A 25,951-nucleotide genomic window follows, 5' to 3' on the forward strand; every position below is an offset into this window, starting at 1 on the left:
CGACTCGGGGTGGGTTTGGGGAACCGTAGCAGGGGATGGAGGAGAAAGATGCATAGAGCCTAAGGAAAAGATGAATCAGCCTGAAACTCTAGCATCTTCAGCCTTCCTTGAGAATGAAATGGCCCTGCTTTCAGACCACCCACGCGGCTTACTATCAGCAGGGCAACACTCGAGCCATCGAAAATATTGAAACCGTCGGGCTGCAGCCGTGCCACATTGACCTGCTAAAGAGCTTAGAAATTCGAGCCAATTTGATTGTGCCAATTTTGCAAAAAGAGCGGCTGTGGGGGCTATTGATTGCGCACCAGTGCAGCCATCCGCGGCAGTGGCAGCAGTCTGAGGTGAATTTGTTCTATCAACTGGCCAGTCAGGCGGCGATCGCGATTCAGCAGTCGGAGCTTTACCACCAGCTGCAAACCGCCAATCAAGAGCTGCAGCGGCTGGCCTCGGTAGATGGGCTGACCCAGGTGGCCAATCGCCGCTGCTTCGATGCCCGACTGAGCGCCGAGTGGCAGCGGCTGGCCCGCGAGCAAGCGCCCCTGTCGCTAATTTTGTGTGATGTTGACTGCTTCAAACTCTACAACGATACCTATGGGCACCTAGCCGGGGATGATGTGCTGCGACAGGTGGCCATGGCCATTGCGCAGGCCTGTAAGCGCCCTTCCGATCTAGTAGCGCGCTACGGGGGCGAAGAATTTGCGGTTATTCTGCCAAACACTACAACCGAGGGGGCAATCTTCGTTGTTGAAGCCATTCAGACGAATATCGAAGCGCTTCAGCTTCCCCACACCAACTCCCAGACCAGTCCCCTGATTACGCTCAGCTTTGGGATCGCGACGACTGTTCCCCACCAGCAGTCGTCGCCCGAAACGCTAATTGCCGCTGCGGATCAGGGGCTCTACCAGGCTAAGGCCCAGGGGAAAAACGGTATGGCGACGGTCAAGGTTCTTGATAGCTGACTACCCGTACCGTCGCAGCCGAGGGCTCCTGGCTAAAGATCAGGACGCCTTCGGCATCGGAGCGGGCGGGCACAAAATCGAAGGTAGTGGTGGCCACTTCTTCGGGGCTGGTGGTGTTTAGCGTTCCTTCCAGGGTGACCTCGGCGGCGGTGGCATCGCCTTCGTTTCTGATGGTCACGGGCAGGTAGTAGTTGCCATTGGCGGTTCTCACTTTGCCAGGTTCCACGGTAAATTCAGCGGGTTTGAGCGATGGCTTCAGCCACAGCGACGCTACCGTAGCAATCACCGCCGACAGCAGCGTGAGGGAAATGGCAAGGGAAAACCATTCAGCTGGATTGCGGATGGGCTGTTCAGACATGGCGCGTTTGGAGGTTATACAGCTAGGCGACCAGCCGCACCGCCAATGGTGCAGGGCAGGCCCAATACGATGATATAGCTCACCCACTGGTTGATTGGGTCACCCACCCGAATCACCTGAAACAGCCACAGCATGAGCGCTGCAGTGGCCAGGGCAATCAGGTAAGCAGCCACGGTTTCACTAACTGGGCTTTGAAACAAACCGGCCTGCGATCGCCGCCGCCGCTGAGCGCCAAAGTTGGCCTCAAACACAATCACGTAGGAGAGCAGCAGCGAACTGGCCATGATCAGCAGCAGGCGGGTGGGCTCCAGCGAACTGGAGATCATGGGAATTTCGTCGGTGGGCGCGATTGAGGAGCCGACGACGATCGCCCCCAGCAGGGCGGCACCCGCATCCGAGAGCGTGCTGCGCCAGGGGTGGCTGCGCTTTTTGGCGTGGTCAGCTTCGTTGTCGTCGGGGGTTCTCAGCAAAATGTTGTTAGCAATGCCGACCCCGATCGAGTAGGGCAGCGACAGGGTGATCAGACGGCCCATAATGGCATCGATGCCGGTCTCAATGTGAAGGATGTCGAGCAGCGTCAGACTGAGGGTGGCGGTAAAGAGGGCGATCGCCAGGCCCTCAGCACTTTCGACCAAAATCTGGGTGCGGCTGCGGGGCTGCTGCGCGCGAAACCCTCCTTTTATATTCAGCAGCACCAGGGCCAGAAAAGCCATGGCCAAAATCAGCATCATCCGAGGCGGTGAGGTAAAGTTGCCTTTCCACCAAACCTCCATAGTGTAGAGAAAGGGCGCACCAAACAGAAATGCCCCAGCGATGCCGCGCATGAGGTCATCCAGTTCGATCCGCCATTCATGGGCTTTAGGTCGTGCCATTGATCACCTGAGTCGTACCTAATCTTAGCGAATTCGGGCCTCTGCTAATCGCTCAGTTGGTTGCTATAGCTACAGACAAAAGGGCTAAACCCCCAACCTGAAAACAGCCGCGATAGGATCCTGCTAGTTACAGCTGAAGTCTTCTGCCCATTGACGAACAAGATTATCTACACAGCAATTTCGCCTAAATTATTTGACAGGTCAATATTTTTTCGACAGATAAAATTTGTGAGTAACGCTGCTTCAGTCAAGTTTAGAGCAACCCTAGGTTGCCCCAACTATACCCAAAGACATGCTACTTTAGACACTCTCTTAAAGCTTGTACAGAGCGCCAGCAAAAACTGGCTAAATAACTAGGTCTATGCCATTTGAGCTGCTGGCCTAGATATTTTTAGGGCATTCTGGAGCTATTGTCGCTGCGACTCTTTAAATTAGCGTAAATCCAGAGCAGAATTTTTTGGGCTCAGGCACAAAAAATCCACAAACTATCTCTTTAGAAGCAGGGCTTACCCCTTTTGAATGGTTCTTGTGGCCGCAACCTCAATCTCTCTCTAAAGATAAGCCCGCAAACATCGCGAATAGACAATGCTGTAGGCAGCATTAATCGAGGTCAAAATCGATTGTTTTGCCGGGTCTGTCCGCAGATTTTCTTGGCAGATTCAAGTTCTGTTTCACAACACGTTACTGACTAGCTGGCTAGTTTGAGAGGGTTTTATGCGAATAGCACAGGTCACACCTTTGTGGGAGCAAGTTCCACCATTAGCCTACGGCGGAACCGAGATGGTTGCCAGTTTACTAACGGAAGAACTGGTGCGGCGGGGGCACCAGGTGACGCTGTTTGCAACGGGCGATTCAGAGACAGCGGCGCGGCTGGTGCCCGGCTGCGATCGCGCCCTCAGACCGCTAGGCGTACTGCCCCCCGACTACGAGCGCTACGAACAGCACCAGCTGGCCAAGGTCTTTGCCATGGCCGACCAGTTTGACATCATTCACTCCCATATGGATGTGGCTGCTCTGCCCCATGCCCAGGGCAGCCCAACCCCGGTGGTGCATACGCTGCACGGGGCGATGCCCCCTGCAGCCGAAAAAATCTTTAGCCAGTATCGACAGCAAAATTTAGTCAGCGTCTCTAAATCTCAGCAGCGTCCAGAGCTGGAGCTGAACTATGTGGCTGCGGTCTACAATGCGATCGCCCTAGAGCAGTTTGATTTTTATCCCCAGGCCCAGGAGCCACCGTACCTGGCCTTTCTGGGTCGGATGTCAGAGGAAAAAGGCCCTCACCGCGCGATCGAAATGGCCAAACGCAGCGGTTGGCCACTCAAAATGGCGGGCAAAATCGACTTTGAAAACCAGCAGTTTTTCGAGCGTCAGGTCGCTCCCCACATCGACGGGCAGCAAATCGAGTTTTTGGGAGAAGTGAGCCAGGCGCAGAAAAAAAACCTGATCGGTAACGCCACCGCCACCTTATTTCCCATTTCCTGGTCGGAACCCTTTGGGCTGGTGATGACCGAGTCGATGGCCAGCGGCACTCCGGTCATTGCGATGGCGATGGGGGCGGCACCGGAAGTTGTGGCTGACGGTAAGACGGGCTTTCTGTGCCACAGCGTTGACGATAGCGTCGAGGCGGTGGCGCGCATTCACCGCATTAGCCGTCAGGCCTGCCGCGACCATGTCGCCTTCAATTTCAGTGTCGAGCGCATGGTGAATGGCTATGAGGCCGTCTACCGGCAGGTGCTGAGCGATCGCCATAAGCTCACCTACCGGCCCCAGATTTCCAGGGCGCTTGAGCAGCCTGGGCGACCCGAGCCAGTCAAGGCTACCCTGTAGACTCACCGGCGGGCTTGCCTCGCGTGGGGCATGCCTGATTGGAATGGAGTAGGGCAGATTACACAGTTGAACACCCATTTTTGATCTCCACGCAGCCACTGTATATAAACCATGACCATGAGTGACTCGTCTAATCAAAATCAGCTGGGGTCTGGCTTGGCAGAATCTCTCAACGCAGAATCTCTTCATATTGTGGAGCTAGGGGGGCGCACCTTTGCCCCCGCCCAGCAGGTGCCGGTGCCAGAGTGGCCCTACACCACGATCAAGCGGCAGCAGCCCACGCTGACCCTCAAGGGCAACGACTTGTTTTTAATTACCGATACCCTGGGCAACGTCGTCAATGCTGAGGATGTGCAAGTCACCTCCAGTATGGGGCTGTTTTGTCGAGATACGCGGTTTCTGAGTCGGCTGGAACTCCAGTTTGAAGGGCAACCGCCGCTGTTGCTGAGCAGCACCGCGCAGGAAGGGTTTGCCCTCTCGGCGCTGTGCGCTAACCCCTACATTGCCAGCGACGACACCCACCACGAGATTCGCGCCGAGACCATTGGCATTCAGCGCGACCTCGTGCTGCAAGGGGGCTTGTTCGAAGAACTCACCCTGACCAACTACAGCACCGAACCCGTCGAGTTCGAGCTGAGCATTAGCTTCGATGCCGATTTTGCCGACCTGTTTGAAATTCGAGGCCAGGTGCGGGAGCAAACCGGCACGCTGCTGCGCCCGGTGCGGCTGGCGGCAGAATCGGGGCCTGTTTTTCAAAACGGCCAGATCGGGGGCGATGGCAAGGAACTCACCCTGGCCTACCAGGGGGTGGATCGGCTGCTGATGGAGTCGAGAATTCAGTTTTACCAGCGGCCCCCCGATCGCTTTGAGGGCTATACGGCGGTCTGGCGGGTGGCGCTACAGCCCCACGCTACCGAGGTATTGGGCTACCGCCTGCAGCCCTTTTTAGACAACCAGCCGTGGTCATCGGTCAACATTCCGGCCACCCTGGGCCAAGCGGTGGCGGCAGAAACCATGGAGGAGCAGCGCTGGCGAGAGGGCGTGACCTCCATTCGCACCGACAACCGGGCTCTCAACCAAATTATTGAGCGAGCCGAGCAGGACACCTACCTGCTGGGGCAAACCTTTGGGGAAAACAAGGTGCTCTCGGCTGGGGTGCCCTGGTTCTCGACGCTGTTTGGCCGCGATTCGATCATTGCGGCCATGCAGACCCTGATCTTTAACCCCGCCCTGGCCCGTCAAACCCTGACTGTGCTGGCCGAGTACCAGGGCCAGCAGCACAATGACTGGCGCGAAGAAGAACCGGGCAAAATTCTCCACGAGCTGCGGTTTGGCGAAATGTCGCGCAGCGGCGAGGTGCCCCACACCCCCTACTACGGCACGGTCGATGCCACCCCCCTCTGGCTGATGCTCTACGCCGACTACTATGCATGGAGGGGCGATCGCGCCCTGCTAGAGCAGCTCTGGCCCAACGCCCTGGCCGCCATGGACTGGATCGATCGCAGCTGCGAAAAGACCGGCTACGTCACCTACTACTGCCAGTCGCCAGGGGGGTTGGTCAACCAGGGCTGGAAAGATTCGGGCGACTGCATTGTCAATGCAGCGGGCAAGCTGGCCGAAGGGGCGATCGCGCTATCGGAGGTGCAGGGCTACGTCTACGCCGCTAAAACCCGCCTGGCCCCTCTGGCCGACATCATGCAGCGCCCGGATCTAGGCGTTCGCTGGCGGGCCGAGGCTCAGGATCTCAAAGCGCGGTTTGAGCGCGACTTTTGGCTGCCCGAGCAAGGCTATGTAGCCCTCGCCCTCGACGGTCAGGGCAAAGCGGTGGATAGCATTACCTCCAACCCAGGGCACTGCCTGGCTACGGGCATTCTTTCCCCCGAAAACGCCCACAGCGTGGCCGAGCGACTGCGGGCCCCAGATCTGTTTTGCGGCTGGGGCATTCGCACCCTCAGCAGTTCCTCCCCGGCCTATAACCCCATGGGCTACCACATCGGCTCGGTGTGGCCCCACGACACGGGCATCATTGCCGCTGGGCTCAGGTCGCTGGGCTGCATTGAGCAGGCGCTCGAAATTGTCCAGGGCATTTTTGATATGACCGTGGTGCAGCCCTACCAGCGCCCGCCGGAGCTATTCTGCGGCTTTGAGCGCACCCCCAACAGTCGGCCCGTGCGCTACCCGGTAGCCTGTTCGCCCCAGGCCTGGGCCACCGGCACCATGTTTCAAATGCTGCAAATTATGGTGAACCTGGTGCCCGACGCGGCCAACAACTACCTGCGCATTGTGCAGCCTACCCTACCGGCCTCGGTCAGTTACATGGCGATCAACAACTTTAAGGTGGGGCAAACCCTGCTCGACCTGGAGTTTGAGCGATCGCAGGAGGCCACCGCCTGCCGGGTCGTGCGCAAGCGCGGCAACCTGCGGGTCGTGATCGAGGTGTAATTCCAATCGTCTGTGCCGTTAGTGCGGCACCCCCAACCCTGAAAATAGCTAGAGCCGTTCCCTGAGCGGAGCCGTTCCCTTCGACTACGCTCAGGGAACGGCTCCGCTCAGGGCAAATCCGTGAGCTAGAGATGCTTAAAACCGATTAGCAGGGCCGCCACCCGCGATCGCTCCGGCATCGACGCCTGCGCCCCCGGCACCATCACCGAGGCGGCGGCAACGGCACTGGCAAACTGCACCGCCTCCTCTAGCGCCATCCCTTCGCTCAGGGCCACGGCCAGCCCGCCGTTAAAGGCATCCCCCGCCGCTACGGTATCGACCGCTTTCACAGGCAGAGCAGGTTGATGGAAGCTGCGGTCTTGGGTTGCGACTACGGCTCCTAAATTCCCCAGCTTGACGATTGCGATCGCTACCCCCCGTTGCACCAGATGACGAGCCGCTTTGGTGGCGCTGGGAATGTCGCTGACATCTACCCCCGTCATCTGACTGGCTTCAACCTGGTTGGGGGTGAGTATGTCTACCGCCTTAAAAAACTCAGCGGGCAGGTCGGCGCGAGCGGGGGCCGGGTCTGCGATCACGGTTACGCCCTGGGCCTTGGCGGCGTTGGCGGCAGCGATTACTGCGGGCAGCGGCACCTCGAACTGCAGCAAAAGACTGTCGCCCGGCAGCAGTCGCGCTACCAGCCGATCGACATCGGCATCACTGACGCGCCCGTTGGCCCCTGGCACCACCACGATGGTGTTGTGGCCTGAGTCATCGACGGCGATCGCCGCCACCCCAGTCGGTGCCTCCGCATCCACCTCTACACCGCTGATATTGACCCCAGCGGTTTGCAAGCTGCCCAGCAGCGGCTGGCCAAAGGCATCATCTCCAACCCGGCCAACCATGGCTACGGCAGCTCCCAGGCGAACCGCCGCCACCGCCTGGTTGGCCCCCTTGCCACCGGGCAGGGTTTTAAAGTCGGTGCCCAAAATCGTCTCCCCCGGCTGGGGCAGGCGCGGCGTACGGCAGATCAAGTCCATATTCAGGCTGCCGAAAACGTGGATGGTGCTGGGCGAGGGGTGAGAGGTCATAGAAATAACGCTCGAACGTTCAGACGTTTAAACGAGCATACGCTAGCCAAAATGACCTAAAACAGATCGCCATCGTCGTCTTCGGGAGTGCCGTAGGGCGAGGGGGGGCGATCGCTGCTCCAGGCCCACCAAGGGGTCGCGCACTCGCCGCAGTGGTAAAACTCCTGCCACTTGCGGCGGTGGTCGGCCCCAAAGACCGGCGATCGGCGGTTGATCCAGACCGCTTTGGCCTGGCGGCTCTCAGCCCCGCACTGGGGGCAGCAAAACTGAGTGGCGTGGGTAGCAGACTGGGCCCAATCGGGCGGAAAAGGTGAAAAAGCTTCCATGGCGTGAGGCGGGGGGTCAGTTCCATTATGGGACGCATTAGCTCAGCCTGCCCGCCAGACTCGTCGTCACTACCTGCCCACCAACGCCCCCGCTTCCCCCATTGGTTAAGTTCTAGGAAAGTACGCTTCACGGCAGACGTTCTTCGGCATAATCGGTGGCAGGCTCGTAACTTTTGGGCCAAAAGGAGCATGGATACGCGATGGCACTGCGTTTGATTTCGCTGCTGGGTATTTTTGGCCTTTGCTTCATTGCCTGGCTGGGTTCAGAAGATCGCAGGCGGGTGCCGTGGAAAGTGATTGTCTGGGGCATCGGCATTCAGCTGGTGGTGGGGCTGCTGGTGTTTTTGCTGCCCTTTACCCGCGAAATTGTGGTCTGGCTCAGTGCGCTGCTCAATGCGCTAATCGATGCATCCGATGCCGGGGCGCGGTTTTTGTTTGGCCCCATTTTTGTGCCCGACTTTAACCAAACCGTCGGCCCGGCCGGGGCCGGTCGCTGGATTGCCCGCGCCCTGACGCCGCCCTTTACCGCCGTACCGGGCGATCGCCTGGGGGCCGACAACCTCAACCTGGGCTACATTTTCGCCTTTCGCTCGCTGCCGCAGGTGGTGTTTTTTGCCGCCATTTTTGCGCTGCTGTACAACCTGGGCGTGGTGCAGCCCATCGTGCGGGTGTTCGCCCGCTTCTTTCGCTGGGCCATGACGATCAGCGGGGCCGAGGCGCTGGCGGGGGCAGCAAATATTTTTGTCGGCATTGAGTCGGCGATCGCCATCAAGCCCTTTCTCGAACGCATGACCCGCAGCGAGCTGTGCGCCATTCTGGCCTCCTGCTTCGGCTCGATCGCCTCCACAGTGCTGGGGCTCTACGCGGGCTACCTGCGGCCCATTTTCCCGTCTATTGCCGGGCACCTGATGTCGGCCTCGGTGCTGACGATTCCGGCCTGTTTCGTGCTGGCCAAAATCTTGGTGCCCGAAACCGAGACCCCCGACACCCTGGGCAAAGTGCCCGCGATCGCCCTGGCCGACGACGAGCGCCAGAGCCCGATGGATAGCCTGATTATCGGTGCCCTCGACGGGGTCAGAATGGCCGTGGGCATCGTCGCCGCCCTGATCGCCATTCTGGGCCTGATTGCCCTGCTCAATCTGGTGTTTGCCAATTTAGCCAACCTCGCCACCAGCGAGTTTGCGCCGTGGCGCGCCATCGGCCAGGTGTTTAGCGTCATTACCCTGCAAAACATTATGGGGGCGCTGTTTTTGCCCCTCACCTTTCTCACCGGGGTGTCGCTCGACTGGCCAGAGCTGTGGCTGTCGTCGCAGCTGATCGGGCGACGGTTCCTGGAGACGGCGATTCCGCCCTACATTGGGTTGGCCAACGCGGCGGCGGCAGGAACCCTCAGCGATCGCGCCCTGGTCATCGTCAGCTACGCCCTCTGCGGCTTTGCCCACCTGCCCTCGGTCGGCATCTTTGTCGGCGGTCTGTCAACCCTGGTGCCCTCCCGCCGCAAAGACATCAGCGAGGTCGCCTGGAAAGCCCTCTGGGCCGGCACCCTGGCTACCCTGATGACCGGCTGCGTGGCCGGCATCTTTTTCTACGAAGGGGCCGCTGTGCTGGGGCGCTAGGGTATCGCCACAGCCTGCTGCGGCTCTGGCTCAACAACGAGCATTCAGGAGCAATAGCGAGCCTGCGGCTGCGCTAGATTTTGCAGTGTTGGGCTGTAGAGGCTGCGATCGCGGCTCAGCGCTGCGTAGACTTACTGAGGTAAACCGAATCAGACGGCGCTATAGCCCCAGCAGCGAGGCTAGCGCTGAGATATTTTTTGTAGATGATAAAAAATTCTTGAATTCAGCCCAATTCTGCTATTTATTAAGAATTTGCAAAGGTCGAGTAGGCGTTTTGTGAAGAAGCCAAAACCCTGCAACCTCAAGAGTTCCAGCCCGTCTCTGGAGACTAGCAATCAGCAGCGCCGTGATTTTGACTAATAAAGCGGGAAAACTGCGAAAGTCAACTACTCCAACGACGCTGTAGGAGTGGCCATCTACCATTTATCACCACACTCCGAACGACTCTACAGGAATGAACGAGAATGACTCAAACTAACTGGGCTAAGCTGCTGCGTTTAGCGCCTCTTTCGGCTGTTTTAGCAACCCTGGCCCTCGGCAGTGGGGGAGCCGCGATCGCCCTGGCGGGCGGTCCGATTCAAGATTTTGACTGGCTCAAAGACGACGCTTTGCTAGACCAGGCCCTAGATGCTGCCCATACCAAAGACGACGACGACGGTGACGATGACGACGACGTAGAATCTGGCGAAGTCATCTACCAGCGCCGCACCACAACCACTACGACCACCGTCAACCAGGTCAGCTTTAGCGATATTTCGACCAATTATTGGGCTAGCAGCTTCGTCTACCGCCTGTCTGCCCTTAACGTCGTCAGCGGGTTTCCCAACGGCGCTTTCTTGCCCTCCAATAACCTCACCAAGGCCCAGTATGCGGCCATGATTGCTCAGGCCTTTGATCAGCCTGCCACGCGACAGTTCGTCGCCCTGCGCAATGTCTCCAGCAGCTACTGGGCCTACAGCGCCATTCAAAAAGCCTACACCATGGGCTTTTTAGACATCACCGACGGGCTTTTTGATACCGACGATACCATGACCCGCCTGGACATGCTGGTGATGCTGGCACAGGGGCTGAAGATTACTGAGGTGACCTCCGGTCAGTCGGTAGACAGCCTGCTCAGCATCTTTAGCGACGCCAGCCAAATTCCGAGCGAGTATCGCGTCATTATTGCGGCCCTGGTAGAACGGGGCATGTTGGTAAATTATCCCAACGTCACCGAACTCAACCTGTTTGAAGTGGTGTCGCGCTCCGAAGCCTGTGGCTTTGTCTATCAGGCGCTGGCCTACCTGGGCAAGGTCGAAACCATCGAGTCGGCCTATATTGTCAACAGCGACAATTTCTCCACGCTGAACGAAACCATCACTATTACTGAGACCACCACCACCGAAACCACCACCGAAACCAGCGGCGGTGAAATGGACGATGACGACAGCGATGACGACGACGACGATGACGGCAAGCAGGCCTGTAACCAGGGCATTGGCAACGGTGCCGAAGGCTGCGATCCTGGCAACTCGCGTCCCCACGGCGGCAGCAATGATGAGGGTGGCCGCACCCCCGGCAACCGCTAGGCTACAGACTACGTCCTTTTGAGCGAGTACTAAGGCGTCCTGCGGGGCGTCTTTTTTTTCTCCTATCCGGCCCAGCTCAGGCCTGACCAAGCCCCCGACAGTAGCCCACGCTCCCAGGCTGTGCTACACCAAAAGGGCGCAAGATAACCCCTGCCGCCTATGCAAAGCCCATCGCCCTGGGGCTTGACCAGCTACCACATCAAGCTTTTAGCGGCGCTGACCATGCTGATAGATCATATTGGCGTGGTATTTTTTCCCGATGCGATCGGGTTTCGCATTGTTGGGCGCATCAGCTTTCCGCTGTTTATTTGGCTGCTGGTGCAGGGCGAGGCTCACACCAAGCAGGTGGGGCGCTACGGTCTGCGGCTGGCGGTGTTGGGCGTGGTGTCTCAGCCTGTCTACCAACTCACCTTTGCTACGGCTCGGCCCAATATTTTGTTTGAGCTACTTTTAGGGCTAATCTGTCTGCGCTTAGCGCGAGGGTTTCCTCGCTTTCAGCTGCCCATCTGGATCGGGGCAGCGGGTCTGAGCGAGCTGCTGGCGATGGGCTATAGCAGCTACGGCATCGGGCTCATTGCCCTCACCCGCTACTACCGCCCCACAGTGCTGTGGGGGCTGGCCTGGGTCGGGTTTCACCTGCTTTGGGCCTGGATAGAAGGGCCGTTTCAGCTACCAGCGATCGCGGTTCCCCCGATCTTTTGGCTAGCTAATGGCGATCGCGGGCCAAAAGCGCGGTGGTTCTACGCCTTTTACCCCGGCCACCTGGCCCTGCTGTGGCTGATTCGGCAGGGCCTAGGCTAGCTACAAATGGCCACCCCAGATCAACGATGAGCATCTGGCAATCGGGCTTTTGCCTTATCAATCGCATGCAGCACCGCTTCAACCAGCTCAGCGTTCCCTCGGTTAAGCCCCAGCGCCGCCAGGTGGTTGCCCAGAGGCAGCTGCTTAAAACTCGACAGCTGTAGCGTGAGCAACTCTTCTAAGGTGCTAACGGTTTCTTTGGCCAGCCGACTGGTAAACGCAATCACCGAGGTGAGGGCAAACAGCCGAGAGCGATTGATCAGGCAGTAGGTTTGATCAATCGATGGCTCTACGCGAATCAACCGTTCCACCAGTGCCCGCAGCGACTTGATGGGCACCGCCCCGTCCAGGTCAGAAATCACCGGATCGAGCAAAATCGATGGCTGATTCAGCAGAGAAATCTGCTTCAAAGAAACATTTCCCAAGGCATTGGCCAGACGCTCAGATTGACCCAATCCAATACAGTTATTCAGTACGGCACTGTCTTGTTTAGCGCGATCGGTTAATAGCTCAAGCAGCGCAATGTATTTGCAGCCCAGGCTGTGGCCCAGCCACAGATAGTTAAAGGCGGGTGAGTTAGGCTCTTCACCATAAAGGCTGTGGCTGTAGCCGTGCTGCCTGGCCAGTTCCGTCAGTTCTTGACGAATTTGGGCTTTACCCTCAGCCAGGCTCAGCGCCACCGACCAGTGCCGAAAAGAAAACCGAAAGGGCAGAGCCACCAGGGTATAACCGCTGTGATAGAGGCTGCGGAGCAGGTAACGGTAAAAGACAGTAGGAAAGGTGCCGAAAAAAGCTCCACCGATAAAGAAAATGACGCCCTGGGGCCGGGGATGGATGGCAGCCCAGCTGGTGGTTAGCGGTTTAAATCGGAATTTGGGCAAGTCAACATCTGGCATAGTTGGCATAGGTTTGACCGCAGCAGGGGTTGGGCGAGAGACCGTTGGGGGTGCCTGCCCCCCAGGGCAGGCAGGCACTGCTGATATGCGATCTAGGCGACGGGCTGGCGCTGGGCACCGTTGGTGACTACGGCTGGCATCCCGTTTGGGACCGGCTGGCTCAAGTCGTCGAGCCGCTGGGCCATAAACCCCAAGACCTGCTGAATATTCTCAAGCTGGTCGATTACCCCAGGGTTAATACCGCCAGCTACCGGACCAATCGGGTCAATGGGGCCGGGGATAGGGATGGGCTGAGGAAACTGGGGACCAGGCACAAAGGGACCGTCGAAAACGGGTGGGTCAAGTACGGTATCGACATTGAGCAGGGCACTACCCGATGAGGTGGGTAGGGCGGTGATCAGTTGGTCAAAGTCACCACTGGTGCCGGGAGAGGGCAGGAAGGTGCCCCGATGCTCAGGGGTGACCAGCAGTGGGAAGGTGCGAGGCCGACCGGGAAAGGGAAAAGGGGACACCGCAAAGATTTCTACATAGCCCCGCACTTCGATCTGGTCAGCCAGGTTAGCTGGGTTCAGCGTTCTGATGTCGGGCTGTAGAATGATCAGGCCGGTGTCGCCAGCGTTGAGCCGAAAATCGTAGGTGTTGGCGACGGTGAGGCTGGTCAATTCGTTCGTTCCCAGCGTGTCTCTAGCCACCAGGAGTTTGGTGCGATCGATAGGGGGGCTCTGGGCGTTAAACCGCAGCCGCAGCCGGAGGGACGTGCTGTTGGGGTTAGCTACGTTTAAGAAGTAGCCTTGCAGAATGCTGCGATCGGACCCGCTGACGGTGCCAGCGGTCGGCGTAATCGGCTTCAGCAGCAGTTCAAAGGTGGAAAGTAACATGGTCGTCTCTCACTGACTAGAGTTGTCATCAATACCTCGGGGAAGACTCGACGGTTGACCTAGTTTCTCAGGCACCTCAAGCTTCCCTAGATATGACTATTCAAGTCCATGCCGTTAGCCAGTGAGAATGACCCATGCGGGTACTCTTGCCTATCGAGTTTGAATTGTTGTTTGCATAGACAAGCCGAGAACAACCTGGAGAGCCGTTAATTACCCAGGCGTAGCAGCCCAGGCCTTAATTCGTTCCGACAACGGCGCTACTATTGCCGCCCCGCGATATCAACGAGCCAAGTTAAAATCCCTGGCGGCATCGCACAGCAAATCCCCCCGACCGTCAGCAGTTGTTCTGCCAACTATCGGGGGGCTCGTTTTAGGGTAAGCGATTTAGGACAGGTGCTACAAAAAGTGGTCGATCGCCACAGCTGAAACCGCAGCAAACGCCGTAATGGCCAGGCCCACCAGCGGGTTTTGTCCCTGAGCCACCGCAAACGAGGTGATCACGCCAGCGCCCAGGGCCGCGATCGCAACAGAGCCAATCCAGTCTTTCTGTAGATTATGCATAGGGTGTTTAAAGGCAGGATATAACGCAGGAGAATAAAGCTGTGGCTGTTCGAATACCACGTACCCGCCCCAGGGAGCAGGCAGATTGCTTTTCAGACCTCACGCTATCATTCCGCCTTCAGCCAAAGCAGACCGCCCCAAAGAACTGATACCAAGCTTAAGGCTTAGTCAAATTAGTTAATATTTTCCTCAGGAAAGAGGCAGAGCTGCCAATAAAATCCAGCTTCAGTTCAAGAGCTAAGGTTATTCTGTGCGGCGAGTATTGCCCGCTTTGACCCAGCCTTCCTGACCGTTAGATACCACCCGCACCTTGACCCAATCCTGGTCGGCGGGTTCTTCTAGCACTACTACGGCCTCGTTGACGTCCACGCCACCCACCTGGGGAAACTCAACACCGGGGCCTTCGCGCATGACCAGGCCAATGGGCTGCACCACCACAGCCTTATAGGCACCGGGTTCAAGGGCTGGCTCAGGCGGCGCGGCCTCGGGGGCCGCCTCGGGGGCAGCTGCAGCCTCGGGGGTTGGTGCGGCTGGCACGGCTTCTGTTGCCGTGGGCATCTCGTCGCCGTAGAGGGGCTTGGGCGGCAGCACCGAGAGACGACCCATGAAGTAGCGGGCGGTGGCAACTCCGGCCATCGACAGCAAAATCAGGGCGATCGCAACGCCCAAAATTAACTTAGACAGGCCAATGAAAAATCCTTTCATGGGCAGAACCGGCCAAAAAATCGTTTACAGCTTGCTAATGGTACAGCACCCCCGACCAATCGGCATCGACTCGCTAGTCGGTATCAGGCAGCGACGGGCGCAGCCTGGGGTCCAGGCCGCTGCGAGAGGCCATTCGGGCTTTACCCGCCGCCGCCCAGGCCTGCAGGGCTTCGATCTGCTCCTGGGCGGTGCGGGCCAAAGGCACCATTTCGCTGGCGGCGGTGAGAATGTCGTCGGTGGTAAAGTCTCGGTTTTGGCTGAAGCCCAGGTGCATGGCCTCGACGATCGCCTGCTCGATCTCAGCCCCAGAAAAATCCGGAGTTTCGTAGGCCAGCCGGGAAATGTCGAAGCTCTTGAGGGTGTGGGGCCGCAGGCGCGAGAGATGCACCTCAAAAATAGCCTGGCGATCGCTCTGGGTGGGCAGCCCGACAAAGAAAATTTCGTCAAAGCGGCCCCGCCGCAGCATCTCGGGCGGCAGCGCCTGAATATTGTTGGCGGTAGCGACCACAAATACCGGGGAGGTTTTCTCCGCCATCCAGGTAATAAACGTGCCGAAGACGCGGCTGGCGGTGCCCGAGTCACCCCGACCATCCATGCCCGCAAAGGCCTTGTCGATCTCGTCAATCCACAGCACGCAGGGAGCCAGGGCTTCGGCCAGCTGAATCATCTGGCGGGTGCGGGCCTCCGACTCGCCCACCAGACCGCCAAACAGTCGCCCTACGTCGAGCCGCAGCAGGGGCAGGTGCCAGTGGTGGGCGATCGCCTTAGCGGTTAGCGACTTGCCCGTGCCCTGAATGCCCAGCAGCAGCAGTCCGCGCGGATGGGGCAGCCCGTACTGGCGCGCTTTTTCTGAAAAGGCGGCACCTCGCTTGAGCAGCCAGTCTTTGAGGTTATCCAGGCCGCCGATGTCAGAGATTTGCTCCCTGGCGGGGTAGTAGTCGAGAATTTGGGTCTGGCGAATGCTCTGGCGCTTTTCGTCGAGAATCAGGTCGAGGTCGTTGGGGTCAAAGGCCCCGTGGGCGGCGATCGCCCGCGCCAGCACCCGCCGAATTCGCTCCAGCGATAGCCCCTGACAGGTGCGCACGACCTCCTCCAGCATACCCGGCGGCAGGTTGGTGCTGGTGGCGCTCAAGAGCTGCTGCACCTCCTGTCGAATGGCGGCGGCATCGGGCAGGGTAAACTCCAGCACCGTCACTGTTTCGCTCAGCTCGTCGGGAATGGTGAGCTGAGCCGAGAGAATAATCAGCGTCTTGGGCTGGGCCTTGAGGCGGCGCGCCAGGTTGCGCAGCTTGCGAGAAACGGCCACATCGTCTAAAAAGCGATGAAAGTCGCGCAGCACAAACACCGCCGAAGCGGTAGCGGGCAGCTTTTCGACCAGCTCTAGTGCCTGCAGCGGGTTGCGCTTGCCAAAGCCAGCGTCGTTGAGGTTGCCCTGGTAGCCATCGACAAAATCCCAGGTGTAGAGGGCGCGACTGCCCTGGGCCGCTGCACAGGCGGCAATATCGGCCTCGGCCCGCTCCTCTTCGGCGGTGGCAATGTAGATGATCGGATAGCGGGCGCGAATCAGCAGCCCCAGTTCTTCTGTGAAACCCATATCAGCGCGGCGTGGGTATCCTGCAACTCTCTGGTATCGTTTCCAGCCTATCGAATTTTAGAGAAGTCTCTGCGTAGAGAGCTAAAAAGTTATTCCCTAGGCTCACCCACTCAGAGCTTTTACTGTTGGCGAAAGTCGCCTGCGGTGAGCCTTTAGTTAAAAAGGAATAGGCTAGTTAAAAAGGAATAGGCTAAGCGTCCGGTAGATTGAGCTGTTGCTGCAGCTGAGCCAGGGCGGCCCAGCGGTGGTCTACAGGCTCGGCGGTAGCGGTGCCCTGGGGGCGAGTTTCAATGCCAGAGCAGTCTTCGTCGCAAATTTGGGGCTGGGGTAGAGCCAGACAAATCTGTTCGTAGAGCCAGGTTTCGGGATAGAAATGGCCGTTGGGGGGCAGGGTTTCTACCAGGTCATCTACGGCTACCTCCCGCTCCAGCGGTAGGGTGGCGGGGTCGGGTTCATGCTCCAGCCATATCAATTCCTGGGGAGCAATCACCACCCGGTGGTTGTAGGTCTTCAGACAGCGATCGCAGCTCAGCGTCACAATGGTATTAACCCTAGCTTTGACCTCCAAATAGGTGCCCTGATGAATAACGGTCAGCTCGCCCCGCACAGGGGTCAGGGTCTCCAGGTCGCTCAGGTGCGTATCTAAGTCAACGACGAGGGTTTTCTCGGGCCGCTGCAGCAGGTGGGGTATATACACTTTGTCCATCGCTCATCCCTCCCATGACTCGCATCTCAATCGCTTTGCAGGGGCTACCTGTAGGGGCTACTGGGGAGCCTTACCCGCCAGACAAACGACCAGACGGCGATCGGGCTCGCGGCCTCGGCTGAACGTAGCCAGGCCCTCGTGGGCGGCCAAAAAGTGGTGCATCTGTCGGCGCTCGGCGGAAGATAGCCCCTGCATTTCGTACTCTTCCCCACTGGCCAGCACCCGCTCGGCGGCGTCTGCGGCCATGGTCTTGAGTTCCTCCAGACGCTTGGCCCGGTAGCCCGCCAGCTCAATCGTAAAGGCCTGCTGCTCATCCTGGCCCTTGCCCAAATTCAGGGTGGTATTCGCCAGATACTGAATCGAGTCGAGCACCGCACCGCCCTCGCCAATTAGAGCCTGCACCTGCTCAGGCGTCAGCGGCTCGTCGGCGATGGTGAGCCAGCAGCTCTCCCCAGACTCATCTTCGACCGGATGGGCGCTAACGGTTGAGGTCAACCCCTGCATGGTCAGCAGGCTGGTTAACCAGTTCACGCCAGCGGTAGCAGCATCGGTGACCATGGTTACGCCTTCTTCTTCTTGCTGCGCCCTGGTTCAAAGGGCAGGGTCTTTCTGTCGTCGTCGGCCTTGGTTTTGGTTTCGGCATCAACGATTTTTTGCAGGTTCTCAGGCAGCGGCTCTCGCGACAGAATGAAGGTTTGCAGGGTCTGGAAGATGTTGGCAATCAGCATGTACATCAGCACCCCGGCGGGCAGCGGAAAGAACAGAAACATGCCGGAGAAGATGATCGGCGTGAACTTGTTCACCGCCGCCTGCTGAGGGTTGTCGCTGGAGGTCGAGCCCTGCCCTGAGAGCACCTGGTTGAGGTAAAGGCTGGCTCCAAAGCCCAGGATCATAATCAAAATATCCCAGTGGATAGCACCGTCTTCGCCGGTTACGCCAATGCGGCCCAGGGCTTTGATAAAGAGAAAGCCCTTGTTAGCAGCTAGACCGGGGGCCTGCACTCGCACGGTGGCTTCACCAGGAGCTAGAGCGGTAATGTGGCCCGCCTCATCCACCGCAATGACGTCGTCGCCTTTGGTGACTTCCCAACGGGGCTTAAAGCTGTCGATGTCGTCGTTGTACTGGGTAACTAAAGACTGGATGGTTTCGCCCTCGGCGGTTTGCAGGCGCACATCGGTCTTTTCGCCAACTACGAGTTTGTTGCCGCCGGGCACGACTGCCGAGATGGGGAAGTGCGAGCCATCAGAGACGTAGATGGCCTTGGGTGGAGTGCTGAACACCTGGGGCTGAATCTGCTCAATTTTTTCTTGGGGAAAGACCTGAACGTTGACGTCGTAGTTGATGTCGGCAAACGGCGACCCCCGCAGGGTGGCAAACAGGGCAAAGAGAATGGGCATTTGCAGCAGCACCGGGAAGCAGCCCGCCAGCGGGTTACCAAACTCTTTGTACACCCCGCTCATTTCCTCCTGGAGTTTGGTGGGGTTGTCTTTGTAGCGCTCCTGGATTTCTTTGACGCGCTTTTGCATCAGGGGCTGGGCCACCTTCATGCGCCGCATATTGCGAATCGAGCCTGCGTTGAGGGGGTACAGCGCAAACCGAATCACCAGGGTGAGGGCGACAATGGCCAACCCATAGCTGGGCACGATCCCATAGAAAAAATCTAGGATCGGCAACATGATGTTGTTGGTCAGAAATCCAATTCCAAAATCCATGGGCACTAAAACCCTGCTACAGGGGATACGACGTTAACTGCTCAGTTACCTAATCTACCCCATAGTCGGGGAGGCAAGCCGCCCGCTTAGTGACGGATTGCCGTAGTTTTAAATAGGTTTAGACTTCACCAACGGCACCGCTGACGGCCTTGGCCGAAGGAGAAATGCGCTCGTTAATGTACTCGTAAACCTCACGGAAGCGAGGCATAGAACGCAGTTCTAGTCGGCTGCCGTCTTTGAGGGTGACCACCATGTCACCCCAGAGGCCAATGCCGCGAGGCACTGTGACGATTTTACTGATTTCGTTGTAAATCAGGTCGGTGCGATCGCGCCCCATCCAGCCGCCCGTAACTGAAATGCGCCGACTGGTGATGCGGTAGCGCAGCCACAGGGCACGGGTGATAGCCCCAACCGTGAGGGGAAGGCAAATAATGGTGAAGCCCAGCAGCACGTTGACAATTAAATCGCCGATGTGGGGGCCGCCCTCGTAGAACACATCCTCACGAATGCCCATGGATTACCTCTAGCTTGGTGAACAACTGCTCTAATTCTCGCAAAAATTCGCCATATTCGCACTGGGTGGCCTCGGGCTTGAGGTTAATCACGACCCAGAGGGAGGGTTTGAGACGGGGCAGCAGGGTTCTCAGGGCGGCGCGCACCTGACGCTTGAGGCGGTTGCGCACCACCGCCCGCTTGTGCACTTTTTGGCTGATGACAATGCCAATGCAGGGGCCAGCGCCAGTCTCGCTGGGGGCAGCAGGCAGCGGCAGCACCCGCATGATCAGGTGGGCTGAGATAGCTTTTTTGCCCTGCCGATAGACCTGGGAAAACTGCCGCGATCGCCGCAGTCGATTGTGTTTGGGTAGCACGGCCCAACCCCTAGCATTTCAACAGCATTTCTACTAACAGCAATAGCCCTGGAGCTTTTGGTAGCCCCAGGGCCAAAATGCTTGACACCCACGGTTTGAACTATCCCCAGCGGGGCTAGACGGCGAGCTTAGCTCGTCCCTTGCGGCGACGAGCTTTGATCACGTTTTGGCCGGTGTGGGAGCGCATACGAGCGCGAAACCCGGAAGTTCGCTTTTGCTTACGGTTGGTGCCCTCTAGGGTGCGCTTACTCATGGCGTTGCCTGTTGCTGATAAAAAGTCACAGTCTACAATAGTAGCACTAGCTGGCCATTATCGAGTGCGCTGATTGTTATCGGTAGCAATTTCCAGGGGCCAGGTGCCGGTGTACTGATCGATGACATCGCCCTGGTACATCATGCGCAGGTTGAAGTAGTGGTAGCCGTAGCGACGGGGGTTGCGCACGTCAGAGAGCACCACCACCAGGTTGGTATTGGCAGGAATTGGCTCTTCGGGGATGATTTCAATCCGGTTTTCATCTTCGTAGAGATCGACCACTTTAAGGGGAATGGTCTCGCCGCCGCGCCAGTCGCCGATGCGCAGCTCAATTTTGTTCGGGTCAATGCGGCCACCAATTTCGTTGAAGCTATCGGGATAGTCAATTTCCATGGAAATGACGTCGCGGGGCAGCTTGGTCCGCATGATGTTGAGGTAGTAGCGGGCGTTGGTGCTGTACGGGGTGTTGAAGTCAATCAGGTAGCCGAGGCGATACTCGGGTGCAACCCCGCCAAAAATGGTCAGTCCAGTCTGGGCCTGGGTGGGCTGGGGCAGCGCCGTGCTGAGGCCTACGGCGGCGGCCACGGCGGCCAGCCCCAGAGCGGCAAATTTCAGCGATTGCTTTAGGGATGTCATGGTGTACCTCCAATGAAAACTATCTGGCCGGGTAGCCTGGGGCAACCAATCTAGGCCATTCATTACAATACTCCCGGCGACCCAGCGTAGCACTCTGGTCTGTGCCAGTGGCACAACCGGGCAGAGCGACTGGGCCCCATCGGCTGGCTGGAGCGTTTAACCAGGGCCAATCCGCCGCCGCCAGCTCCGATCCTACCACCTGGTCTTGGCCTCCCTACCGTTGTAGCAAGCCGGTGCTTACTCGCCATCGTCATCGATGATGGCGTTGCGATCGAGCAGCAGCAGGTTGCGCAGCTGGTCGGTGTCGAACTCGGTCAGCCAGCCCTCGCCCGCGCTGACCACCTGCTCAGAGAGCACCTTCTTACTCTCGATCATCTCGTGGATGCGCTCCTCGAGGGTGCCGGTGGTGACAAACTTATGCACCTGCACGTTGCGGGTTTGGCCAATGCGAAAGGCGCGGTCGGTGGCCTGGTTTTCGATCGCCGGGTTCCACCAGCGATCGTAGTGGAAGACGTGGTTAGCGCGGGTGAGGTTGAGGCCCACGCCGCCCGCCTTGAGGGAGAGAATGAAGATGCGGGGTGCGGCAGGGTCGTTCTGGAAGCGATCGACCATGGCCTCGCGCTGGTTTTTGGTGGTGCTGCCGTAGAGAAACAGTGCCTCCTGCCCCAGGTACGACTGTAGGTGCCGCTGCAGCAGCTTGCCCCACTCGGCAAATTGGGTAAAGATCAGAGCGCGATCGCCCTCGGCAATCACCTCCTCCAGCATTTCGTCGAGCCGCTGTAGCTTGCCCGATCGCCCCTTCAGCCCCAGGCTGGGCTCCTGCAAAAACTGGGCCGGGTGGTTGCAGATCTGCTTTAGCTTGGTCAGTAGCGCTAAAATCTGGCCCTTGCGCTGCACCCCGGTGGCGTCATCTAGCGTTTCGAGCGCCGCATCGACGGTTTGCTGGTAGAGGTTGGCCTGCTCGGCAGACAGGCCGCAGTAGACGCTCATTTCCTGCTTGTCGGGCAGGTCTTGAATGATGCTGCGATCGGTCTTGAGGCGGCGCAGAATAAAGGGCTGCACCAGTCCCTTCAGCGCCCGCAGCGAGGCCGTATCGCCGTAGCGCTCGATCGGGGTGGCAAAACGGCGCTGAAAGAAGTTCTTCGGCCCCAGGTAGCCGGGATTGAGAAAGTCCATGATTGACCACAGCTCGCCCAGGCGGTTTTCGACCGGGGTGCCGGTGAGGGCGACGCGGAACTGCGCTTCGATCTGGCGGGCCGCTTTCGACTGCTTGGCATCGGAGTTTTTGATATTTTGGGCTTCGTCGAGCACCAGGCACTGCCAGTTCACCGACTGCAAAGGCTTGAGGTCGCGGTAGATCAGGGCGTAGCTGGTAATTACCAGGTGCTGGTCGGCTACGGCTTTGGCCAGGGCGCTGCCGCGAGGCCTGCGATCGCCGTGGTGCAGCATGACCTTGAGCCTGGGCGCAAACCGCTTGACTTCTTTCTCCCAGTTGCCCAGCACCGAGGTGGGGCAGACCAGCAGCACCGGGGTTTCGAGCCAGCCGTTGTCCTGTAAATACAGCAAGAAGGCAATCAGCTGAATGGTTTTGCCCAAACCCATATCGTCGGCCAGGCAGGCCCCCAGGCCCCACTGTTCTAAAAAGGCCAGCCACGATACTCCCCGTGCCTGGTAGGGGCGCAGAGTCCCTTTAAAGCCACTGGGGGCCTCAATTTCTTCTAGGGTTTGGTTGCCTGTCGTCAGGGTTTCGATCAGGGTTTGTAGCGGTCCAGTGGCCTCAAAGCTGACCACGGGCAGCTTGTCGATCAGCTGAGTATCGCCTGTGCTAATCCGCAGGGCGTCTTCGACAGAAAGCGGAGTGGCGGTTTTTTGACCCGCCAAAAACTGCCGCGCCGCCTTCACATCCTGGGGCTTGAGTTCGACCCAGCGGCCGTTGATTTCGACCAGCGGCGAGCCCTGGTTAATCAGCTGCTCAAACTCGGCGGCAGAGAGGGTTTCGTCTGCGATCGACAGTTCCCAGCGAAAGTTGAGCAGACTCTTGAGGCCGAGACGCTGCCGCTGGTTTTGGGGCGGCACCTCGGCCTGTACCTTTAGCCCCAGGCGTCCGCTGCCACTCTCAGCGGTTTGGGCCAGGCCAGGGGGCAGCTCGACCTCAACGCCGTTGTCTTGCAGCTGCCAGGCTGAGGCCTTGATGAATTGGTAGGCCTGGATCGGGTCGAGGTCGCAGTGGGTGGGGTGCTGCTGGCGCAGGCTTTCGCGGATGGGGTCGTAGAGGCGGGCGGCTCGGCCCAGGGCACCCAGCAGGGTTTCTTGGGGAGCTTTAAGCATGGCCCCCTGGTGATGTAGCTCGGTCACTGGGTGCTGCCAGATCAGATCTGCCCCCAGCCGCCAGTCGGGGTTGGCCGCTGATTGGAGCTGGTAGCGCAGCTGCCAGGGCTGGTCGAGATTTGAGGGGGGCTGCAGCACCAGCCGCAGGCGAAACTGGCGGGATGGATCTTCGGCCAGGGTTTGCAGCGGCGTGGTCCAGGTGGTCAGCGCTTCCTGAAGGCGGGCGGCACTGGCGGCGCTGGCGTCTAAAGTGCCTACCGGCTGACTGAGGGCCTGCAGCCAGGGCTTCAGCGGCAGCTCCTTGCCCAGATTGGCCAGGCCATTGAGAGGTTGTCCCTGGGCTACCTGGCGCACCTGGTAGTCAACTAAAGCGGTCAAAAACTGCAGCAGCAGCGGCTGGGGGTCGAGCAAAGGGAACCCGCAGGCCAGCGGTAGCGCTCCCTTAGCAGCGGCGGGCAAATGGGTCCGACAGGCCAGCGGCATGGCCAGGGCAAAATGGCGCAGACGCTCCTGGTCGGGGGCGCTGTCGAGTAGGGGGTGCCAGCTAGCGGCCAGGGTTTGGCTGGTGAGTTCCAGATCGGGCAAAAACTTGCCTCGGGCCAGCAAATTTAATCCCCAGCGGGCGACGTGACCCCAGTAGCGCAGGTCGGCCCCAATGTCGCCGGGGCCAGTGGGGGTGTGCTGCCCCAGGGGCAGGGCCAGCAAAATCGGCAAAAAGTCGGCTATGCCTAAGTGCCAGCCCTGCACTCGCCAGGGGTGCAGCACCGTTTCGGCGTCAGCTTCAGACTCTAACTGGGCATCTAGCTTGGCCGAATGCACAGGCGCTAGCGCGGTGGCTAGCAGGCGAGCCGGTAGCGGCAGGGTGATCTCACCCCAGACGGGGCCTACGGCTCCGCGCGCGCCTGATTTTGCGGTGCGCGATCGCCGCCCGCCCCCAGCGGCTTTGGTTGCACTCTTACCAGCGGCGATCGCGGCCTCGGTCAACACCGCTGGAAACACATCCCCCGCCGAGCTAGCCCGTCCCGCTAGCTGTTTTTGCATGCCGACTAGCACCTGAGCCAAATCGGCCTGCCCCAGGGCGTAGGGGTGGAGATGCAGCCCCTCCCACGGGGCTAACCCCTCCGCTGGCAGCGGCTGCCAGGCCTCAGCCCAGAGAAAAAACTGCTGCGCCTGAGAAACCCAACTGACGTGTAATATTGCCATTGCCCTGTATCTACGACTCGCTCAAAGGATGGGGTGCGTTGGGAGCAGGTAGATAGGGCCTTTCACACCCGAACTGCGGGTAACACTTCAGGGTACGCCCCGACGGCTAAACCCTTCCCCCAAGCCTCAACCCCGGTTACTCCTGGTGTGCAGAAAACCTGCTTAATGTGCTTATCTTACTCTCTCAGGAAAGCTCTGGCAGGGAACCTGCCCAAAGCCTTACGCGTACTCCATCGTAACGGGAGTATGGTCACTGGGTTTTTCCCAGCGGCGGGGTTCGATGTCAATGGTGCAGCTGAGGGCGCGATCGCTCAGCCCCGCCGACAGATAGTGGTGGTCAATCCGCCAGCCCATATTGCGCTGAAAGGCGGCGGTGCGGTAGTCCCACCAGCTAAAGTGGCCACCCTCCTCGTTGAACAGACGAAAGCCATCTTTGAGGCCCACGGCCATGACCTCCCGCAGGGCCTCCCGCTCAGTGGGTGAGGACATAATGTGCTTTTCTTTGCCCTCGGCATTGTAAATATCTTTGTCTTCTAGAGCGATATTAAAATCGCCGCAGACGTTGAGATTGGGATATTCCGTCAGTAGAGCCGTGAGATACTCCTTGAGGCAGGCCAGCCAGCGCAGCTTGTACTCATACTTCTCGCTGCCTATAGAACTGCCGTTGGGCACGTAGAGGTTCACAATATAGATGTCGCCCCACAGCCCGGCGATCACCCGCTTTTGGTCATCCAAATCGCCGACGCGCTCCGCCCCGAGCACTGGGGCAAAGCCATACTGCACCTTCTCTAGCGGCTGCCGACTCAGCAACGCCACCCCGTTGTAAGACTTTTGCCCGTGAATGTAGGCGGTGTAGCCCAGTTCTGAAAAAGCCGCCGTGGGAAACGTCTCGTTCACCACTTTGGTTTCTTGCAGGCACAGCACATCCACGGGGTTGGTTTGCAGCCACTGGGTCGCATGGTCGAGGCGCGATCGAATGGAGTTGACGTTCCAGGTGGCAACTTTCATAGACGGGGTTAAGCTAAACGGGTAGGGTCATAACGTTCTAGCTTAAGGGGTTGACCGCCCAAAAAGATCGCGTCCAAAGGATCGCAACAGTGCCTTCAGAGTCTCCACTTGAGGGAAAAGCTTTAGTTAAAGAAGTGTGCCGCCGCATTCGGCTGGCCCGCAGCTATTGGGATGCCCACAATAATGCCGCCTGCCGGGGCGAGCGCGAAAAAGCGCTGGCCCTCTACAACACCTTAACGAAGGAGCAAAAAGACCAGATTCCCCAGACTCTGCGGGTGTGGCTGCGCTACCGCAGCGAAAAGTATTTTGGTGCCCACCAGACTCAGCCGGGGAATAAGGGGCGATCGGCCAAGGGACGAAAGCGATAGGGAACAGCTGGTTTTTGGTAAGATACTGGCAGCCCATAGGGAAATTAGCTCAGTTGGTAGAGCGCTGCGTTCCCGCAGGGTGACCGGAGGCCAATCGCACCGTAACGGTGCATCGCACGGCAAAGTAAGGGAAATTAGCTCAGTTGGTAGAGCGCTGCGTTCCCGCAGGGTGGCCAGAGGCCAATCGCACCATAACGGTGCATCGACGACAAAGTAAGGGGAATTAGCTCAGTTGGTAGAGCGCTGCGATCGCACCGCAGAGGTCAGGAGTTCGAATCTCCTATTCTCCATTCTCAAAAATACCTCAAAGCATTACGCAGCAAGGGACACAACCTTTGTTGCGGTTTTTGTATTTTGGCTATTTTTGGATCGATTTAGGCCGTTTTAGGCAC

At 58.8% G+C, this 25,951-nt stretch carries 24 protein-coding genes, 1 tRNA gene and 1 pseudogene; 8 read left to right on the top strand and 18 right to left on the bottom strand.

All coding sequences use genetic code 11. The features are described 5' to 3' along the window. Positions 1 to 125: 125 nt before the first annotated feature. A pseudogene (locus tag ACQ4N7_RS25395) lies at positions 126 to 959 on the top strand (sensor domain-containing diguanylate cyclase); the annotation flags it as partial. On the opposite strand, the gene ACQ4N7_RS25400 reads toward ACQ4N7_RS25395, so the two are convergent. After that, complete coding sequence (locus ACQ4N7_RS25400) at positions 940 to 1,317, bottom strand: hypothetical protein (protein WP_430714237.1); 378 nt, start codon at positions 1,315 to 1,317, stop codon at positions 940 to 942. The pseudogene ACQ4N7_RS25395 and the gene ACQ4N7_RS25400 overlap by 20 nt on opposite strands. 14 nt (positions 1,318 to 1,331) lie before the next feature. Then, the gene (locus ACQ4N7_RS25405; RefSeq protein WP_430714238.1) at positions 1,332 to 2,189 is read right to left on the bottom strand and encodes a TIGR02587 family membrane protein; all 858 of its coding nucleotides are present in this window, start codon (positions 2,187 to 2,189) and stop codon (positions 1,332 to 1,334) included. Between the two features lie 714 nt (positions 2,190 to 2,903). Between ACQ4N7_RS25405 and ACQ4N7_RS25410 the strand changes: the two genes are divergently transcribed. Both ACQ4N7_RS25410 and ACQ4N7_RS25415 read left to right on the top strand, forming a co-directional pair. Continuing rightward, complete coding sequence (locus ACQ4N7_RS25410) at positions 2,904 to 4,016, top strand: glycosyltransferase family 4 protein (RefSeq protein WP_430714239.1); 1,113 nt, start codon at positions 2,904 to 2,906, stop codon at positions 4,014 to 4,016. A gap of 117 nt (positions 4,017 to 4,133) precedes the next feature. After that, a complete protein-coding gene (locus ACQ4N7_RS25415) occupies positions 4,134 to 6,458 on the top strand; it encodes an amylo-alpha-1,6-glucosidase (RefSeq protein ID WP_430714240.1) in 2,325 nt (774 codons plus the stop codon). A 125-nt stretch (positions 6,459 to 6,583) separates the two neighbouring features. Here the strand turns inward: ACQ4N7_RS25415 and rbsK are convergent, their stop codons facing one another. Beyond that, a complete protein-coding gene (rbsK, locus tag ACQ4N7_RS25420) occupies positions 6,584 to 7,531 on the bottom strand; it encodes a ribokinase (protein WP_430714241.1) in 948 nt (315 codons plus the stop codon). Between the two features lie 56 nt (positions 7,532 to 7,587). Next, complete coding sequence (locus tag ACQ4N7_RS25425) at positions 7,588 to 7,857, bottom strand: hypothetical protein (RefSeq protein ID WP_430714242.1); 270 nt, start codon at positions 7,855 to 7,857, stop codon at positions 7,588 to 7,590. 200 nt (positions 7,858 to 8,057) lie between these two features. Between ACQ4N7_RS25425 and ACQ4N7_RS25430 the strand changes: the two genes are divergently transcribed. The 3 genes from ACQ4N7_RS25430 to ACQ4N7_RS25440 all read left to right on the top strand — a co-directional run bounded on the left by ACQ4N7_RS25430 (position 8,058) and on the right by ACQ4N7_RS25440 (position 11,842). Next, complete coding sequence (locus tag ACQ4N7_RS25430) at positions 8,058 to 9,473, top strand: NupC/NupG family nucleoside CNT transporter (protein WP_430714243.1); 1,416 nt, start codon at positions 8,058 to 8,060, stop codon at positions 9,471 to 9,473. Positions 9,474 to 9,937: 464 nt separating this feature from the next. Continuing rightward, positions 9,938 to 11,041 carry an S-layer homology domain-containing protein gene (locus ACQ4N7_RS25435; RefSeq protein WP_430714244.1) on the top strand — a complete coding sequence of 368 codons (1,104 nt, stop codon included), beginning with the start codon at positions 9,938 to 9,940 and terminating at the stop codon, positions 11,039 to 11,041. Positions 11,042 to 11,200: 159 nt separating this feature from the next. Continuing rightward, entirely contained in the window at positions 11,201 to 11,842 is a 642-nt protein-coding gene (locus ACQ4N7_RS25440) for a TraX family protein (RefSeq protein WP_430714245.1), read from the top strand. A gap of 20 nt (positions 11,843 to 11,862) precedes the next feature. Here the strand turns inward: ACQ4N7_RS25440 and ACQ4N7_RS25445 are convergent, their stop codons facing one another. The 14 genes from ACQ4N7_RS25445 to xth all read right to left on the bottom strand — a co-directional run bounded on the left by ACQ4N7_RS25445 (position 11,863) and on the right by xth (position 25,191). Continuing rightward, positions 11,863 to 12,747, bottom strand: coding sequence for a DUF1350 family protein (locus tag ACQ4N7_RS25445; protein ID WP_430714246.1), 885 nt, complete (start codon positions 12,745 to 12,747; stop codon positions 11,863 to 11,865). A gap of 83 nt (positions 12,748 to 12,830) precedes the next feature. Further along, a complete protein-coding gene (locus tag ACQ4N7_RS25450; protein WP_430714247.1) occupies positions 12,831 to 13,616 on the bottom strand; it encodes a hypothetical protein in 786 nt (261 codons plus the stop codon). A 396-nt stretch (positions 13,617 to 14,012) separates the two neighbouring features. After that, the gene (locus ACQ4N7_RS25455) at positions 14,013 to 14,177 is read right to left on the bottom strand and encodes a hypothetical protein (protein WP_430714248.1); all 165 of its coding nucleotides are present in this window, start codon (positions 14,175 to 14,177) and stop codon (positions 14,013 to 14,015) included. A gap of 243 nt (positions 14,178 to 14,420) precedes the next feature. After that, positions 14,421 to 14,882: an SH3 domain-containing protein gene (locus tag ACQ4N7_RS25460; protein ID WP_430714249.1), complete on the bottom strand. Its 462-nt coding sequence runs from the start codon at positions 14,880 to 14,882 to the stop codon at positions 14,421 to 14,423. A gap of 73 nt (positions 14,883 to 14,955) precedes the next feature. Further along, complete coding sequence (locus ACQ4N7_RS25465) at positions 14,956 to 16,476, bottom strand: AAA family ATPase (protein ID WP_430714250.1); 1,521 nt, start codon at positions 16,474 to 16,476, stop codon at positions 14,956 to 14,958. A 190-nt stretch (positions 16,477 to 16,666) separates the two neighbouring features. Then, positions 16,667 to 17,182 carry a YceD family protein gene (locus tag ACQ4N7_RS25470; RefSeq protein WP_430714251.1) on the bottom strand — a complete coding sequence of 172 codons (516 nt, stop codon included), beginning with the start codon at positions 17,180 to 17,182 and terminating at the stop codon, positions 16,667 to 16,669. Between the two features lie 57 nt (positions 17,183 to 17,239). Then, on the bottom strand, positions 17,240 to 17,740 hold the full coding sequence (locus ACQ4N7_RS25475) for a protein jag (RefSeq protein WP_430714252.1): 501 nt from the start codon (positions 17,738 to 17,740) through the stop codon (positions 17,240 to 17,242). Between the two features lie 2 nt (positions 17,741 to 17,742). Further along, positions 17,743 to 18,894, bottom strand: coding sequence for a membrane protein insertase YidC (yidC, locus tag ACQ4N7_RS25480; protein WP_106870098.1), 1,152 nt, complete (start codon positions 18,892 to 18,894; stop codon positions 17,743 to 17,745). Positions 18,895 to 19,012: 118 nt separating this feature from the next. Next, positions 19,013 to 19,408 carry a PH domain-containing protein gene (locus ACQ4N7_RS25485; RefSeq protein WP_430714253.1) on the bottom strand — a complete coding sequence of 132 codons (396 nt, stop codon included), beginning with the start codon at positions 19,406 to 19,408 and terminating at the stop codon, positions 19,013 to 19,015. Further along, positions 19,395 to 19,763 carry a ribonuclease P protein component gene (rnpA, locus tag ACQ4N7_RS25490; RefSeq protein ID WP_430714254.1) on the bottom strand — a complete coding sequence of 123 codons (369 nt, stop codon included), beginning with the start codon at positions 19,761 to 19,763 and terminating at the stop codon, positions 19,395 to 19,397. The genes ACQ4N7_RS25485 and rnpA overlap by 14 nt, the downstream gene beginning before the upstream one ends. Before the next feature lie 115 nt (positions 19,764 to 19,878). After that, positions 19,879 to 20,016 carry a 50S ribosomal protein L34 gene (gene rpmH / locus ACQ4N7_RS25495; RefSeq protein ID WP_072015962.1) on the bottom strand — a complete coding sequence of 46 codons (138 nt, stop codon included), beginning with the start codon at positions 20,014 to 20,016 and terminating at the stop codon, positions 19,879 to 19,881. A gap of 57 nt (positions 20,017 to 20,073) precedes the next feature. Continuing rightward, entirely contained in the window at positions 20,074 to 20,652 is a 579-nt protein-coding gene (locus tag ACQ4N7_RS25500) for a DUF2808 domain-containing protein (protein WP_430714255.1), read from the bottom strand. A 237-nt stretch (positions 20,653 to 20,889) separates the two neighbouring features. Further along, positions 20,890 to 24,183, bottom strand: coding sequence for a DEAD/DEAH box helicase (locus tag ACQ4N7_RS25505; protein ID WP_430714256.1), 3,294 nt, complete (start codon positions 24,181 to 24,183; stop codon positions 20,890 to 20,892). 219 nt (positions 24,184 to 24,402) lie between these two features. Further along, positions 24,403 to 25,191: an exodeoxyribonuclease III gene (gene xth / locus ACQ4N7_RS25510; RefSeq protein WP_430714257.1), complete on the bottom strand. Its 789-nt coding sequence runs from the start codon at positions 25,189 to 25,191 to the stop codon at positions 24,403 to 24,405. Positions 25,192 to 25,280: 89 nt separating this feature from the next. Here xth and ACQ4N7_RS25515 point away from each other — a divergent pair, with 89 nt between their 5' ends. Beyond that, a complete protein-coding gene (locus tag ACQ4N7_RS25515) occupies positions 25,281 to 25,559 on the top strand; it encodes a Precorrin-3B methylase (protein ID WP_430714258.1) in 279 nt (92 codons plus the stop codon). Between the two features lie 217 nt (positions 25,560 to 25,776). Beyond that, positions 25,777 to 25,849: transfer RNA gene (locus ACQ4N7_RS25520), tRNA-Ala, on the top strand. The last annotated feature ends 102 nt before the right edge of the window (positions 25,850 to 25,951 follow it).

This window comes from Nodosilinea sp. AN01ver1 (assembly GCF_050565655.1).
Taxonomy (GTDB): domain Bacteria; phylum Cyanobacteriota; class Cyanobacteriia; order Phormidesmidales; family Phormidesmidaceae; genus Nodosilinea.

What these genes read in the sequence shown, in the direction of transcription:
- ACQ4N7_RS25400 (WP_430714237.1), bottom strand. Translation starts at nt 1,317, where the DNA reads ATGTCTGAACAGCCCATCCGCAATCCAGCTGAATGGTTTTCCCTTGCC.
- ACQ4N7_RS25405 (WP_430714238.1), bottom strand. Translation starts at nt 2,189, where the DNA reads ATGGCACGACCTAAAGCCCATGAATGGCGGATCGAACTGGATGACCTC.
- ACQ4N7_RS25410 (WP_430714239.1), top strand. Translation starts at nt 2,904, where the DNA reads ATGCGAATAGCACAGGTCACACCTTTGTGGGAGCAAGTTCCACCATTA.
- ACQ4N7_RS25415 (WP_430714240.1), top strand. Translation starts at nt 4,134, where the DNA reads ATGAGTGACTCGTCTAATCAAAATCAGCTGGGGTCTGGCTTGGCAGAA.
- rbsK (WP_430714241.1), bottom strand. Translation starts at nt 7,531, where the DNA reads ATGACCTCTCACCCCTCGCCCAGCACCATCCACGTTTTCGGCAGCCTG.
- ACQ4N7_RS25425 (WP_430714242.1), bottom strand. Translation starts at nt 7,857, where the DNA reads ATGGAAGCTTTTTCACCTTTTCCGCCCGATTGGGCCCAGTCTGCTACC.
- ACQ4N7_RS25430 (WP_430714243.1), top strand. Translation starts at nt 8,058, where the DNA reads ATGGCACTGCGTTTGATTTCGCTGCTGGGTATTTTTGGCCTTTGCTTC.
- ACQ4N7_RS25435 (WP_430714244.1), top strand. Translation starts at nt 9,938, where the DNA reads ATGACTCAAACTAACTGGGCTAAGCTGCTGCGTTTAGCGCCTCTTTCG.
- ACQ4N7_RS25440 (WP_430714245.1), top strand. Translation starts at nt 11,201, where the DNA reads ATGCAAAGCCCATCGCCCTGGGGCTTGACCAGCTACCACATCAAGCTT.
- ACQ4N7_RS25445 (WP_430714246.1), bottom strand. Translation starts at nt 12,747, where the DNA reads ATGCCAACTATGCCAGATGTTGACTTGCCCAAATTCCGATTTAAACCG.
- ACQ4N7_RS25450 (WP_430714247.1), bottom strand. Translation starts at nt 13,616, where the DNA reads ATGTTACTTTCCACCTTTGAACTGCTGCTGAAGCCGATTACGCCGACC.
- ACQ4N7_RS25455 (WP_430714248.1), bottom strand. Translation starts at nt 14,177, where the DNA reads ATGCATAATCTACAGAAAGACTGGATTGGCTCTGTTGCGATCGCGGCC.
- ACQ4N7_RS25460 (WP_430714249.1), bottom strand. Translation starts at nt 14,882, where the DNA reads ATGAAAGGATTTTTCATTGGCCTGTCTAAGTTAATTTTGGGCGTTGCG.
- ACQ4N7_RS25465 (WP_430714250.1), bottom strand. Translation starts at nt 16,476, where the DNA reads ATGGGTTTCACAGAAGAACTGGGGCTGCTGATTCGCGCCCGCTATCCG.
- ACQ4N7_RS25470 (WP_430714251.1), bottom strand. Translation starts at nt 17,182, where the DNA reads ATGGACAAAGTGTATATACCCCACCTGCTGCAGCGGCCCGAGAAAACC.
- ACQ4N7_RS25475 (WP_430714252.1), bottom strand. Translation starts at nt 17,740, where the DNA reads ATGGTCACCGATGCTGCTACCGCTGGCGTGAACTGGTTAACCAGCCTG.
- yidC (WP_106870098.1), bottom strand. Translation starts at nt 18,894, where the DNA reads ATGGATTTTGGAATTGGATTTCTGACCAACAACATCATGTTGCCGATC.
- ACQ4N7_RS25485 (WP_430714253.1), bottom strand. Translation starts at nt 19,408, where the DNA reads ATGGGCATTCGTGAGGATGTGTTCTACGAGGGCGGCCCCCACATCGGC.
- rpmH (WP_072015962.1), bottom strand. Translation starts at nt 20,016, where the DNA reads ATGAGTAAGCGCACCCTAGAGGGCACCAACCGTAAGCAAAAGCGAACT.
- ACQ4N7_RS25500 (WP_430714255.1), bottom strand. Translation starts at nt 20,652, where the DNA reads ATGACATCCCTAAAGCAATCGCTGAAATTTGCCGCTCTGGGGCTGGCC.
- ACQ4N7_RS25505 (WP_430714256.1), bottom strand. Translation starts at nt 24,183, where the DNA reads ATGGCAATATTACACGTCAGTTGGGTTTCTCAGGCGCAGCAGTTTTTT.
- xth (WP_430714257.1), bottom strand. Translation starts at nt 25,191, where the DNA reads ATGAAAGTTGCCACCTGGAACGTCAACTCCATTCGATCGCGCCTCGAC.